The 14,308-nt window shown below is 65.2% G+C and carries 11 protein-coding genes; 3 read left to right on the forward strand and 8 right to left on the reverse strand.

All coding sequences use genetic code 11. The features are described 5' to 3' along the window. Positions 1-185 precede the first annotated feature (185 nt). The 6 genes from BH683_RS08035 to BH683_RS08060 form a co-directional block, all read right to left on the reverse strand. The gene (locus BH683_RS08035) at positions 186-2,861 is read right to left on the reverse strand and encodes a glucosidase (protein ID WP_084835733.1); all 2,676 of its coding nucleotides are present in this window, start codon (positions 2,859-2,861) and stop codon (positions 186-188) included. Continuing rightward, positions 2,858-4,351 (reverse strand): alpha-amylase family glycosyl hydrolase, encoded by a 1,494-nt coding sequence (locus BH683_RS08040; protein WP_094647326.1) that lies wholly within the window; start codon positions 4,349-4,351, stop codon positions 2,858-2,860. The genes BH683_RS08035 and BH683_RS08040 overlap by 4 nt, the downstream gene beginning before the upstream one ends. 77 nt (positions 4,352-4,428) lie before the next feature. Continuing rightward, complete coding sequence (locus BH683_RS08045) at positions 4,429-4,788, reverse strand: FKBP-type peptidyl-prolyl cis-trans isomerase (protein WP_084835735.1); 360 nt, start codon at positions 4,786-4,788, stop codon at positions 4,429-4,431. 3 nt (positions 4,789-4,791) lie between these two features. Beyond that, positions 4,792-6,114 carry a citrate synthase gene (locus tag BH683_RS08050; RefSeq protein ID WP_084835736.1) on the reverse strand — a complete coding sequence of 441 codons (1,323 nt, stop codon included), beginning with the start codon at positions 6,112-6,114 and terminating at the stop codon, positions 4,792-4,794. A gap of 110 nt (positions 6,115-6,224) precedes the next feature. Further along, positions 6,225-7,139, reverse strand: a complete 915-nt coding sequence (locus tag BH683_RS08055; protein WP_084835737.1) for a carbohydrate kinase — start codon at positions 7,137-7,139, stop codon at positions 6,225-6,227. Positions 7,140-7,155: 16 nt separating this feature from the next. After that, complete coding sequence (locus BH683_RS08060) at positions 7,156-8,103, reverse strand: aldose 1-epimerase family protein (RefSeq protein ID WP_084835738.1); 948 nt, start codon at positions 8,101-8,103, stop codon at positions 7,156-7,158. A 171-nt stretch (positions 8,104-8,274) separates the two neighbouring features. Here BH683_RS08060 and BH683_RS08065 point away from each other — a divergent pair, with 171 nt between their 5' ends. Then, entirely contained in the window at positions 8,275-9,294 is a 1,020-nt protein-coding gene (locus tag BH683_RS08065; protein ID WP_246833251.1) for an oxygenase MpaB family protein, read from the forward strand. 332 nt (positions 9,295-9,626) lie between these two features. Next, the gene (locus tag BH683_RS08070) at positions 9,627-10,967 is read left to right on the forward strand and encodes an AarF/ABC1/UbiB kinase family protein (RefSeq protein ID WP_084835739.1); all 1,341 of its coding nucleotides are present in this window, start codon (positions 9,627-9,629) and stop codon (positions 10,965-10,967) included. A gap of 67 nt (positions 10,968-11,034) precedes the next feature. On the opposite strand, the gene BH683_RS08075 is transcribed toward BH683_RS08070, so the two are convergent. Beyond that, positions 11,035-12,303, reverse strand: coding sequence for an MFS transporter (locus BH683_RS08075; protein WP_084835740.1), 1,269 nt, complete (start codon positions 12,301-12,303; stop codon positions 11,035-11,037). Then, on the reverse strand, positions 12,304-12,981 hold the full coding sequence (gene pdxH / locus BH683_RS08080) for a pyridoxamine 5'-phosphate oxidase (RefSeq protein ID WP_094647334.1): 678 nt from the start codon (positions 12,979-12,981) through the stop codon (positions 12,304-12,306). It abuts the gene before it with no gap. A gap of 128 nt (positions 12,982-13,109) precedes the next feature. On the opposite strand from pdxH, the gene BH683_RS08085 reads away from it, so the two are divergent. Then, entirely contained in the window at positions 13,110-14,237 is a 1,128-nt protein-coding gene (locus BH683_RS08085) for a citrate synthase 2 (RefSeq protein ID WP_084835742.1), read from the forward strand. The last annotated feature ends 71 nt before the right edge of the window (positions 14,238-14,308 follow it).

Genomic DNA, 14,308 nt, shown 5'->3' on the forward strand with positions numbered 1-14,308 from the left:
GCAAGGCGAACTCGCCCCGCCCGGCAGGTGGCCCGCGTTGTTTGGACTGAGGATGAGCGAGCGCAGCGATGCGAAGACGAGGGAAAACGACGCGATGACGGCCGCCTGCCCCGCGAGCGAAGCGAGCCAAAAACACAGCTGGTGACCCGACCAGCAGACCTCACCTGAGCAAACAAGCAGAAAGCTCAGTGATGCGACCTACTCGGCGGCCGCAACAGCAGGTCGATGACCAATGCTGTCCATCCGGTCTGGTGGCCGGCGCCTAGTCCGGCGCCGTTGTCGCCGTGGAAGTACTCGTTGAACAACAGGTTGTCTTTCCATGCCGGGTCTGTTTGGAGGATTTCGGTTCCTCCGTAGACGGGGCGTCTGCCGTTCGCATCGGGTAGCCAGATGGAGATGAGGCGTTCGGCCATGTCGTGGGCGATGTCGAAGAAGGTGTGTTCGTTGTCGGATCCGGTCGGATAGGGCATCTTGGCCTCGTCGCCAAAAAATCGCCCGTACTGCACCATCGCTCGGATGGCGAGGTAGTTGATGGGGAACCAGATCGGGCCGCGCCAGTTCGAGTTTCCGCCGAACATAGCGGTTCGTGATTCGGCGGGTTCGTAGTCGATCACCGCGCCTGCCTCATTCGGTAGGACGTACGGCACCTCGTATTTCTTCGACACCGACCGCAGTCCGTACGGCGAGAGCATCGCTTTCTCGTCGAACACGGTCTGCAACAACCGTCCCAGCTGATCGGCGTTCAGGACCGACAGCAGTATCCGGGTGTGGCCTGCGGTATCGGTCCGGAACCGCCAGGACCGCTTCTCGCGTTTCGCGACGTTGGTGAACCGCCGTTGAAATCGCTTACGCAGTTGCTGCACCCGGGTCGCGTCGTCGAGTGACACCGTGGCCGCGGCCAGCGCCGGGATGACCCCGACCAGGGATTGCACCTTCATGGCCGAGGTATTGCCCGCGGAGTCGGTGAACCGGTCGTAGAAGAAGCCGTCTTCCCGGTCATATAGCCCCGACTTCTCGAGGGCCTCCCCGATCAGCGCGAATTGCTCGAGGAACTTGATGACCATGTCGTCGTACACCGAATCGGTGTCGGCCAGATGTTCGGCGATGCTGAGCATGGCTGCGGAGTAGAACGCCATCCACCCCGTGCCGTCGGACTGCTCGAGTGTGGCGCCGGGTGGCAGGTGCGACCGGTCGACCGGACTGATGTTGTCGAGTCCGAGGAATCCGCCCCCGAAGATGTTGTTGCCCTGAGGGTCTTCCCGGTTGAGCCACCAGGTGAAGTTGAGGAGGAGTTTCTGGAAGACCCGTTCCAGGAACTGCACGTCGGTGCCGCCGTCGATGATGAAGACCCGCAGTGCCGCCAGCGCGTGGACCGGCGGGTTGACGTCGTCGAAGTTCCACTCGTAGGCCGGTAGTGCCCCGTTGGGGTGCTGAAACCACTCGCGGAGCAGCACCACGAGTTGATATTTGGCGAACGCCGGATCGAGGTGGGCCCACGGGATCGTGTGAAAGGCCAAGTCCCAGGCCGCAAACCAGGGATATTCCCAGGGGTCGGGCATGGCCAGGATGTCGCGGGCATCGACATGCCGCCACCCGGCGTTGCGGACGGTCTTGTGCCCGGCCGGAGGGGGCGGTTCTCCCCGGTCGCCGTCGAGCCAGCGGCTCACGTCGTAGGAGTACATCTGCTTGCTCCAGATCAGCCCGGCACTGGCCTGGGTGACGATTCGCATCCGCTCGGCGTCGATGTCGTCCGGTGCGAGCGCCGCATAGAACTCGTCGGCGTCACGCTGGCGGGCCGTCTGCGTCTCGGCGAATGTGTTTCCCGCCCAGTCTGTGTCGCGTGCCGACGACTCCGCATCGGACAGCCGCAGGCGTAGCTGCACAGACTGTCCGGCAGGCACGGTCAAGCGGTAGTGCCAGGCCGCTTTGGTGCCCTGCAGATCCGGATTCACGGTCGCTGCACCCTCGATGAGGTGGTCGTTGATGCCGTCTTTGGGGTAGGTGGTGATCGGGTCCCCACCGAAGATCTTCGGGATGTTGGTCTCGTTGTCACAGAACAAGATCTGCGGCCGAGTCCCGTCACTCGCCGGCGCCGCCTGCAGACGATAGCCGCCGAGTCGATGATGGTCGAGCACCACCTCACCGTCGACGAACGACAACCTCGGAATGTCCGAACTTCCCTCCGGCCGCCACGAATTGCGAAACCACCCTGTCGGGAGCACATCGATGGTTGCGTCGTCGGGGCCGTTGTTGGTGACATCGACCTGCATCAGCAGGTCGGTCGGGCTCGCTTTGGCGTACGTGACGTCGATGATCCAGAAGCGTTTGTCGTCGAAGATGCCGGTGTCGAGCAGCTCGTACTCGAAGTCCTCCCGGCCGCGCCTGGCGTTCTCCGCCACCAGATCGGCGTACGGGAACTCGGCCTGCGGATAGTGGTAGCGCCATTGCAACAGTGCATGGCTGGGCAGTCCCTGCAGATACCACCAGTACTCCTTGACATCCTCGCCATGGTTGCCCTGCGGCCCGGTGAGCCCGAACATCCGCTCTTTCAAGATGGGGTCGACGCCGTTCCACAGCGAGAGCGCAAGACAGAACTCGTGGGCGATGTCGGAGATGCCCGCCATCCCGTCCTCGTTCCAGCGATAGGCGCGCGACCGGGCATGGTCGTGGGGGAAGTACGACCATGCGTCGCCGTCGGCGCTGTAGTCCTCTCGCACTGTGCCCCAAGCCCGTTCAGACAGGTACGGCCCCCACTCGTACCAGGGATTCGCATCGTGCAGTCCGTCCTCGAGACGGCCGGTGGCCTCCGCCAGTCTCCCGTGTTCGACGGTGCCGGTCGGTGGTTGACGGTGCTCGTTCACGCGTGCTCCTCAGATGATGCCGAATCGATCGGGTCGATGCGCAGCAGATGCCACAGCCACGGGCCGAGTTCGACGAACATACCCCGCCGTAGGTCGTCTCCCCTTCGGGTGAACCGCAAGTCCCTGGTGTCGTCGACCAGTTCGAACTCTTTGCCGCGCAAGTCGTCCCAGTCGACACTCACCGCTGCACTGGCTGTCTCCGCACTCAGGTTGACCACGACGAGCCACCGGGTTGAGCCCGTCCACGTCCAGGCAATCAAGTCCTGCGACGTCGGGTTGTCCGGCCACCCCCGCGTCTCGCAGACATCCCACCGGCCGGTCCTGAACGTGTTGTCGCGCAGTACCGCGAACAACCGCCGATAGAAGTCGGCGAGCTCCTCGTCATCCGGTTGATGGGGATACCGTCCCAACTGCACGGGCAGTCGCGTGGTCCTGCCCTGCAGCTGCCCGTCGTGGATCAGCCGGGCTCCCAGCGTCGTGAATGTGGTCACCGCTGCGACACGCTGCTGGTCATCGTCGAACACCGCTGCCGCACGCGGTTCATCGTGATTCTCGAGGAACCGGATCAGACCGCTCTGATACCGGCGGTCGTCGGCCAGCAGACCACGCACGGGGTCGGCACCCTCCTGCGCAACCAGCTTGTCGTAAAGGCCCTTGTCGTAGCAGTGGTCGAATCCCTGATCCTGCAGCCCGGCCTCGAGATCCCAGTAGGCCTCAGCGATGAACACGAACGCCGGGTGCGCGCGTCGGACGGCACGGATCACCGTGGGCCAGTACTCGTTTCTAGGCCTCGGCCCGGCGCGGTCACCCCAGGTCCGTGCGAAGACATCGTTCATCATCAGCATCGCCATGTCACAGCGGACCCCATCGCACTGCGACGCGATCTGCAGCAGTGTGTCGATGGCCGCGGTCCGCAGCAACGGAGAGAACGCATTGAGTTGGACCACGTCTGTCCACGCCGCGAAGTAGGGGTCCTTCCCGTTGGCGAGCACCTGCCCGTCGACCTCGAGGTAGGACAGCGGGTCCTGATGCAGTTCGTCCTCGGTGCCGTGGATGAAGACCTCCGGATGCGCAGCCACCCAGGGATGGTCGGCGGCCACGTGATTCGGCACGAAATCGAGGATCAACGCCAACCCGCGCTGCGCCAACTCCTCTCGGGCGCGGGCGAGTCCTGCCGGGCCTCCCAGATGGTCGTCGACGACGTAGTCGCGGACCGCGTACGGGGAACCGACCACGTCCTCGGAGGTGAAGTCGGGCAGGGCCTCGGCAAAGGTGTCGACGAGCGCGTCGTCGGACAGGGCGATCGCAATACCGGCCGGGCTCCGTCGCCACACACCCATCAGCCAGACGGCGTCGCAGCCGGTCGCCGCAATGGCATCCCACTCCGCGCCGGGCACTGCGCCGAGCCCGACGTCACGGCCACATCGCTCGCCGACGTCATGCAGCCAGGGCCAGGTGTTGATCTCGTAGACGAAGGGGTTCGCGATCACCCTGCAAATCTATCCCGACGCCAAATGCCCTGCGCGTGAACCGCGCAGGGCATCTGGAAGAACTGTTGACTTGGGGTCTAGCCGACGCCCAGCAGGTCGATCACGAAGACCAGGGTCTTGCCGGACAACCGGTGGCCGGCACCTTCGGGGCCGTATGCCAGCAGCGGCGGCACGATGAGCTGACGACGTCCACCCACCTTCATGCCCGGAATGCCTTCTTGCCAGCCGGGGATGAGCCGGTCGAGCGGGAAGTTGGCCGACTGGCCGCGGTTCCAGGAGGAATCGAACTCCTCACCGGTCTCGAACTCGACGCCGACGTAATGCACGTCGACGATGCCGCCTGCGACGGCTTCGGCGCCCTCACCGACGGTGATGTCGGTGGCGACCAGCTCGGTCGGGGCAGGGCCTTGCGGGAACTCGATCTCAGGTTTAGTCATGGTTCAGCGTTGATCCATATTCAGGTAGTCGCGTTCGGTGTAGCCGGTGTAGATCTGCCGCGGACGGCCGATCTTTCCGGTCGGGTCGGTGTTCATCTCGCGCCAGTGCGCGATCCAACCGGGCAACCGGCCCAGGGCGAACAGCACAGTGAACATCCGGGTCGGGAAGCCCATCGCACGGTAGATCAAGCCCGTGTAGAAGTCCACATTCGGGTACAGCTTGCGGGAGATGAAGTAGTCGTCGGACAGGGCCACTTCCTCGAGCCCCTTGGCGATGTCGAGCAGGTCGTCGTTGACTCCGAGGAGTTCGAGGATCTGGTCGGCAGTCTCTTTGACGATCGCGGCACGCGGGTCGTAATTCTTGTACACGCGGTGCCCGAAGCCCATGAGCTTCACGCCGTCTTCCTTGTTCTTGACCTTGTTCATGAACTCCTTGGTGTCGCCACCGGAGGCCTTGATCTCGTCGAGCATCTCGAGCACGGCCTGGTTGGCGCCACCGTGCAGCGGGCCCCAGAGTGCGTTGATGCCGCCGGAGATCGACGTGAACAGGTTGGCCTGCGACGAGCCCACCAGGCGCACGGTCGAGGTCGAGCAGTTCTGTTCGTGATCGGCATGCAGGATGAACAGCATGTCGAGGGCCTTGACGACGTCCGGGTTGACGACATACGGCTCCGCGGGGAAGCCGAAGGTCATCCGCAGGAAGTTCTCGACGAGGTTGAGCGAGTTGTCCGGGTACAGGAAAGGCTGCCCGGTCGACTTCTTGTAGGCGTACGCGGCGATCGTCGGAAGCTTCGCCAGCAGGCGGATCGTCGAAAGCTCAACCTGCTCGGGATCTTTCGGATCCAGCGAGTCCTGGTAGTACGCGCTCAGGGCGTTCACCGCGCTGGAGAGCACCGGCATGGGGTGCGCGTTGCGCGGGAAGCCGTCGAAGAACCGCTTGAGGTCTTCGTGCAGCAGCGTGTGGCGGCTGATCTTGTTCGTGAAGTCTTCGAGTTCGGACGGGGTCGGCAGTTCACCGTTGATGAGCAGGTAGCTCACCTCGAGGAAGCTCGAACCCTTGGCGAGTTGCTCGATCGGGTAGCCCCGGTAACGCAGGATGCCGGCATCACCGTCGATGTAGGTGATCGCGGATTTGGTCGACGCGGTGTTGACGAATCCACCATCGAATGTGGTCAGTCCGGTCTCGGCAAGGAACTTGCCCAATCCGACGCCGTCGCTGCCCTCGGTCGCCTTGACGATGGGAAGCTTGATCTCTCCACCGGGATACACGAACGAGGCGCTGGCCTCGGCTGCGTTTCCATTGGCAGACACTGTTTCGGCGGACACTTGGTCCTCCCCTTTTCGACGGGCTGCACCGGTCTCGTGAACCGGTGCAGGTGTTTGACCTCCGGGGTCGCCCGAACTGGTCGCGCGATCCAGCTAACAACCTAGTCGGTTTAAAGCTCGCCCGCCCATGGAGGGTCTGCCCCGGGGCGCGAGACGGTCACCGCGGCCGCGGTGGCGGCGAAACCCAACGCCTCCGACCAGTCATTTTGCGACATCTGCCGGACCGATGCCGGCTCCAGCAGCCGGTGCGTATCCAGCCAGTGCAGCAGCGCACCACAAATCGTGTCCCCGGCGCCGATGGTGTCGACGACGGTGGCCGTGGGCGCCGGAACCTCGACCGAGAACCCCTCGGTGAGCACGCTCAGACCATCCGCTCCCCGAGTGGTCAGCACGGCGCCGACTCCCGCCTCGATCCACTGCTCCGGTCCGCCGCCGCCCGGCGCGAGCCACTCGGCGTCGTCGTCGGAGACCTTCACGATGTCGAGGGAGGGCAACCAGGTGCCGAACCGGGTCCGGTAGCCGTCGGGGTCGTCGATGACACCCGGGCGGATGTTGGGGTCGAGCATGGTCAACCGGCCCTCGGCGTGACTGCGGTGCAGCAGTGCCTCGTAGACACTCGCGCCGGGCTCGAGCACCATCGACAAGGTGCCGAAGGCCAGCGCACCGACCGTCCGGGGCAGCTCCCCCGGGTCGGCGACGAGGCGGTCGGCGGTGTTGTCGAGGTAGAAGCTGTACTGGGCGGACCCGTCCTCGCCGATATTCGTCAGAGCAAGGGTCGTGGCTTCGGAACCACGCTGCAGCAGAGACAGATTCACCCCTGCCGCACGGAGCGCATGGGTGAGCGCGTCACCGTACGGGTCGTCCGACAACCGTGAGATCAGGGACACCGCGGAGCCGAGACGACCCAGGGTGATGGCTACATTGAACGGCCCGCCACCGAGTGCCGGGACCAACGGACTGAGCGGGCCTGCGCCTGCGGGTACCAGATCGACGAGGCCTTCCCCGCAGACGACGATTTCCTTCACCGCATACCCATTCCAGTCAGTCGTTCCCGGTCATCGGAGATTGTCCCCCCGCACCGCGGTATCGCAGACCCCAGCGTCCCATCCAGATCTGACCCGGTTCGAGATCGATCAGGTCGATGCCGCTCGCGAGCGCGTTGGGCGGCGCCGTCATCGGCTCGATCGCCACCGCGCGGCCACGTCCCGGATACGGCTGGTCGTGCGCGGGATCGGCGGTAAAAGCCTGTACCCATGGAAAATTGAGATCGGTCCACAACTCCGTCGCGTCCCCGTCCGGGCCGATCAGTCGATGGGTGATAAAGCCGGCCTCGTCCGCCATGTCCGTGAAAGGGGTGTCGAGCCAATGGCCCGAGAGCGGTTGCGGGGTGGAGAAATCGAAGTCTGTGCCCGCCACGTCAACCGGCGAACCGGCCGGCAGCTGACGCTCGGGATCGAGGGGCTGATACTTGCGTGCCGCCAGTTGTAGCCTGCAATCGTCGGCGGGGACATCACCGAGTCGCACGAATGTGTGTTGCCCCAAAGCGTATGGCGCTCTTTGTTTCCCATTGTTGGTGGTGGTGTGCGTGACCGTCAGTCCACCAGCGTCGAGCGAGTACGTGACGGTCAGCTGCAGATCGAAGGGCCAGCCCGGATGTTGCCCGACCGCGATCCCGAGCGTGACCGAGGAGCCGGTGGTGTCGAGGACGTTCCAGTCGACCATCCGGACGAAACCGTGGTTCGCATTGTTGCGGGCGGCTTCAGTGATCGGCAGTTGGTAGCTCTGGCCGTCGTAGGTGTAGCGACCGTCGCCGGTGCGATTGGGCCACGGCGCCAGCACCAGTCCACACGACAGCGGGGGCTTGACCCCCGGCTCGATCTCCCAGGTCTCGGTGAGCAGCCGATCGCCCCACCGGACGGCCCTCAGACCGGCACCCGTACTCGCGATCTGTGCGCTGTATCCATTCGCTTCGATGCTGTGACCGGCCACAAATGGAGCTTAGCGGTCGCGGCCTCGATGCCACGTCGTGTGACGCGCCGATGACCCACTCTCACCGACGCGTCGGACCGGCCCAGATTTCACGCCCATCCTGGTTGACATGCGCACTGAGACGGATCTAGAGTTTCGTCTCAGACAGCTTGTCGATGGAAGGTGCCGCCCGTGACCGACGTCCATGAATCCGAACAGATCTCGCAGCCGAGTCCGGCCGAACCCGCACCCCTGGGACCGGATTCGGTGACCTGGAAGTTCTTCGGGGGCTGGCACGGCATGTTGATCGGCCTCTGGTCCGGATCGATGCAGAACATGCACCCGAAACTGGGCGCCGCGGTGTGGGAGCACTCGGACTTCTTCGGCGAACGCTGGCAGCGCCTGAACCGGTCGCTGTACCCGATCATCGGGGTCGTCTTCGACGGCACCACCGACACCGGCCGCGAGGTCCGCGACTATCACCGGGAGATCAAGGGCGCGATGCCCGACGGCAGCCGCTATCACGCCCTCGATCCCGACGTCTTCTACTGGGCTCACGCCACATTCTGGTACGGCAACATCCGGTGCGCGGAGGTGTTCGGACCGCCGATCACCGAGGCCGAGAAGCGTGAGCTCTTCGAGGAATCGCGGACCTGGTATTCGATGTACGGCGTGAGCACCCGGCCCTGCCCCGACACCTACGAGGAGTTCCTCGAGTATTGGGATCACATGTGCCGCAACGTACTCGAAGATCATCCTGCCGTGCGCACCGTGCTCGACATCTCCGAGCTACCGCCACCGCCGTGGATGGCGCGCCTGCCCAGGCCCGTGTGGAAGGTGATGGTCAAGCCGACCGAGAAGTTCTTCACCTGGCTGACCGCCGGGCTGTATCACCCGGCCGTCCGCGAGATGATGGGCTTCACGTGGTCGGATGCGGACGAACGCCGATTCCGGCGGTTCGGCAAGGCCGTCAACATGTTCATGCACGCACTGCCCGAGCGCTACCGGAAGCATCCGCGCTGCCGCGATGCGTGGGATCGCCTGGCCGGCACGGTGCCCGTCGACGCACCACTGCTCGAGACGCCGACCCGCAACCTGCCGCCCGAGGCGGTGCGCGGCGGATCGATGCACTATTGCCCGGTCACCACAGCCCGGCGGGCGAATCTGCCCTGGCAGGCCAACGAAACCGGGGAATGTCCCGTCGCACATTGATCGCCGCATCCCCCACCCGTTTTTGCACGGACCACCAGCAATAGCGGCTGGGAGGCACGAAAACGGGTGGGCGGCTCGTGCAGTCTCTACCGCATAGTGTTAGCGACAACACAGGCATTTGTCGGCGTGGCGCGTTAACACCGTGGCCTGCGTTTTCGACTCCTTATCAGTACGAGAACAGCGCAGCGCGGTAACAACTGCGGTCTGCGGATACTGATCGACCTGGTGATATCGGCCTGATGCCCTAAACTCACGCGGAGCATTCCGGCAATCGAGTAACTGTGGCCCCACCCCCGGGCCGACCCAGGCAAGAAGTCGCATGCGGAGGACCTATGACGATCACGACCGAGAAAGCCCCCCTGACCCTGCAGAAGGTGCCGCTCACCACCGAGGCTGCCCGTATCGGGGCCACTGCGTGGCAGGCAGTGTGCGGCGGAGCCCGCTTCGCCGCTCGCGTACCCGGAGCGGGTGACCTGGCCTCCAAGGGCGCCGGGGAGACTCGCAACACGTTCGCAGCGCTCGGCCCGACCTACGTCAAACTGGGGCAGCTCATCGCGTCGAGTCCCGGGGTGTTCCCCAAGGTCCTCTCAGACGAGTTCCGCTCGCTCCTAGACCGCGTGCCGGCCGCCGACCCCGGCGAGGTCCGGGCATTGCTCACGGCCCAGCTCGGCAGTGACCCGGACGAGGTCTTCGCCGAATTCGATCCCGAGCCCATCGCTTCGGCGTCGATCTCCCAGGTTCACACCGCAACTCTCCTGACCGGCGAGTCCGTCGTCGTCAAGATCCAGCGTCCGGGCATCAAATCCCGGCTCGCTGCCGACCTGCAGATCCTGCAGCGGACAGCCGCCCTCGCGGAGTTCTCGTCATACGGCCGCATGCTCAGCGCCAAGGCCGTCATCGAGGACTTCACGGCAAACCTCAATTCCGAGCTCGACTTCCGCACCGAGGCCGCGACCATGGAGGAGTGGACGAGCGCCATCTCCGGCTCGCGGTTCGCCGACAAGGTTCGTGTCCCGCAGGTGTATTGGGACTACACGACCGAGAAGGTACTCACCCTCGAATACGTCGACGCCACCCGCATCGACGATGTCAAGGCCATCCGCCGAGCGGGCCACGACCCCGCAGCAATCGTCAAGACCCTGCTGATGTCGTTGCTCGAGTCCGCGTTCACCGACGGCATCTTCCACGGCGACCTCCACGCCGGGAACGTGTTGGTCGACGCGCAGGGCCGAATCGTGTTCCTGGACTGGGGCATCGTCGGACGCTTCGATGACGAGACCCGCATGATCGTGCGTTCGCTGCTCGGCAACATGATGCGCAGCGACTACGAAGCCGCCGGGCAGGCTCTTGCCTCGATGGGCACGTTCGGCAAGCCCGGCACTGTTCGTGAGACCGCCAAGGACCTGCGCAGGGTCGCAGCGCCGATCGGCGGCACCGAACTGGGCGACATGTCGTACGCGAACCTCGGCCGGCAGCTGGCCGCGATGGCCAAGACCTACGACGCCCGACTCCCCCGCGAACTCGTCCTCGTCGGCAAGCAGTTGCTGTACGTCGAGCGGTACATGAAGCTGCTGGCGCCGCGCTGGAAGGCGATGTCGGATCCGATGGTCGTCGGCTACACCGCCGGACTCCTCAAGGACTCGAGCCGGGCCCGCACCGCCGCTGCCCGGTAATCCCGGAATTGGTGAGTTCTGGCGAGCATTTCCCCAGGTCAGGCCCACCCGAACCCACCACAATCGGTCAACGGGTGATGCGGTAGCGGACGAACGCCGGGATCGCGAGGGCTGCGACAACGGTGAAGATGACGACGAGGACGCCACCTCCGGCAGTTGCCACCGCGGTACCGACCGAGGCCGCCGCGGCGCCGTGAGCGACGTCGGCGATCCGGGGACCTCCGGCCACCACCACGATGAACACGCCTTGTAGACGGCCACGGACCTCGTCGCTCGCCGCGGCCTGCAGCATCGATTGGCGGAAAGCCGCCGAGGCCATGTCCGCGGCGCCGCCGATCATCAGCAGCGTCACCGCGACCGGCAGCATCGGCATGGCCGTGCCACCGGCGAATCCGACACTGACGCCGACCCCGATGATGGCCACACCCCAGATCAGGATGCAGATGATGACGGCGCGACCCTGCCGTTCGACGCGGGAGACCCACCCGGAGAAGACACCTCCGACCACCGACCCGATGGCGATCGCGGAGAACAGCAGCGCGAACGCCACACCACCGCCGTCGGGACCACCGAAGCTCTCGTGAGCCATCTGCGGGAACAACGCCCGCGGCATGCCGAAGATCATCGCGATGAGGTCCACGAGGAAGGACGCCATCAGCACCTTGTGCCCGGCGAGATACCGGAACCCGTCGATGACGGATTTGAGTCCGGGCGTCTGTGCCTTGGTGCGGCCATCACCCGGCCGCAGCGACGGTAGCCGTATGACGGCCCACATCGTCGCGAACAAGAACAGTGCGTCGACGAAGTAGAGAAGCGAATAGCCGAGGATGGGGATCATCGCTCCGCCGACCAGCGGCCCGGCGATGGCGCCGGCCTGCATCACCGTCATGTTCAGTGAGTTCGCTGCCGGTAACTGCGCGGTCGGCAACAACTTCGGGAGTATCGCCGTGCGGGTCGGCTGATTGACGGCGAAGAATGCCTGCTGGACCGCGAACAGACACAGGATCAGCCAGGCGTTGCCGAACCCGAGGAACGACTGCACAAAAAACAGTGCGCTGGTGCCGATCAGGCCGATGGTCGTGATGATCAGCAGGATGCGGCGATCCATCGCATCCGCCAGCGCGCCGCCCCACAGGCCGAACACCACCAACGGCACGAGCCCGAACAATCCCGTCAATCCGACGTACGCGGAGCTTCCGGTGAGTTGGTAGATCTGTGCGGGGACCGCGACGACCGTGAGTTGGGCGCCGATGACGGTGACGATGTTCGCCCACCACAGGCGTCGGAAATCTGGCTGCTGAAGCGGAGTGGTGTCGGCGAGGAAGCGGCGGGCCACCTACGGTTGCAGTCTCACAACGGACCACCGGCCGTCGGCAAGGGTGGCGCGAACCCTGTTGTGCAGGCGGTTGGCCCGGCCCTGCCAGAACTCGACCTCGGTCGGTACGAGGCGATACCCACCCCAGCGAGGCGGTACCGGTACCGGCTGCCCGCCGTCTTCACCACCGAACTCGGCGGCCGTCCGGGCAGCCTTCTCCTCCAGAGCCTGACGAGATTCGATCGGTTCGGACTGGGCCGACGAATATGCGCTCAGCTGCGAGCCGCGAGGACGTTTGACCCAGTAGTTCTCGGTCTGCTCGGCCGGGACCATCTCCACCGGTCCGCGAAAATGCACCTGCCGTTCCATCGCGATCCAGGGAAACGTCACCGACGCGTACGGCGCGGCCGCGAGATGGGCGCCTTTGTCTGAGTCGTAGCCGGTGAAGAAGACGATTCCGGAGGCGTCGGCGCCTTTGCACAGGACGGTGCGCGTCGAAGGATGACCGTCGGGGTCCACGGTGCCGAGCACCATCGCATTGGGTTCGGCGACTCGTGCGTCGATCGCCTCGGTGAGCCACCGGGAGAACAGCGCGGTCCAGGGCGGATCGCCTGCCAGCCAGCTCGGATCGAGGTTGCCTTTCACGCCGTCCTTGCCCGCGGCGTCGTCCCCGCCACTCGCCGCGTACGACACCCGCATGTTCGCCAAATCGATTGGTTCGCTACCCACGGCAAATAACGCTACTCCCGGGTAACCGGGATCTCTTCGGCCCACTACAGTCCTAACCAGTACGGCAATGGCGCACATGGCATGAGGAGTCCGGTTCGATGGCAGTCAACGTGGAAATACCCGAAGGTTTCGTCGAGGGCCTCGAGGGTGTCACCGCCTTCACGACCCAGATCGCCGAACCGGACAAGAACGGCGGCAACCTCCGTTACCGGGGCGTCGACATCGAAGACCTCGTCGAGAATCAGGTCACGTTCTCCGATGTGTGGGCGCTGCTCGTCGACGGCAAGTTCGGCGACGGGCTGCCACCGGCCGAGCCGTTCCCGCTGCCCATCCACACCGGTGACGTCCGCGTCGACGTGCAGGCCGGACTGGCGATGCTCGCCCCGATCTGGGGCTACCAGCCACTCCTCGACATCGACGACACCACCGCCCGCAACAACCTCGCACGCGCCTCGGTGATGGCCCTGTCCTACGTCGCGCAATCGGCGCGGGGCATCCACCAGCCGGCGGTGCCGCAAGCGGTCATCGACGAATGCGACACCGTGACAGCACGTTTCATGACCCGCTGGAAGGGCGAGCCCGACCCGGCACACATCCGCGCCATCGACGCCTACTGGGTCAGCGCCGCCGAACACGGCATGAACGCCTCCACCTTCACCGCCCGCGTCATCGCCTCCACCGGCGCCGACGTCGCCGCGTCGCTCTCCGGCGCCATCGGCGCAATGTCGGGACCGCTGCACGGCGGCGCCCCGGCCCGCGTGCTCCCGATGATCGAAGAAGTCGAGAAAACGGGCGACGCCCGGGCGTTGGTCAAAGGCATCCTCGACCGCAAGGAAAAGCTCATGGGGTTCGGGCACCGCGTCTACCGCGCCGAGGATCCCCGGGCCCGGGTGCTGCGCCGCACCGCCCAGGAACTGAACGCACCGCGCTACGAGGTCGCCGCCGCGCTCGAGCAGGCGGCGCTGACCGAACTGCGCGAACGTCGTCCTGATCGCGCCATCGAGACCAATGTCGAGTTCTGGGCCGCGGTCATCCTCGACTTCGCCGAGGTGCCACCGCACATGATGCCCGCGATGTTCACCTGTGGCCGGACCGCGGGCTGGTGCGCCCACATCATGGAGCAGAAGCGCCTGGGCAAGCTGGTCCGTCCCGCGGCGCTGTACGTCGGCGCGGCGCCCCGTCGTCCCGAGGACGTCGAGGGCTGGGACACCATCGCCCCGAAGTGACCCCAAACCCCATGATGGTGGGTTCTGGCGAGTAAATGCCCAGGTCGCGCTCACCAAAACCCACCATCATC

This window comes from Williamsia sp. 1138 (genome assembly GCF_002095435.2).
Classification (GTDB): Bacteria; Actinomycetota; Actinomycetes; order Mycobacteriales; family Mycobacteriaceae; genus Williamsia.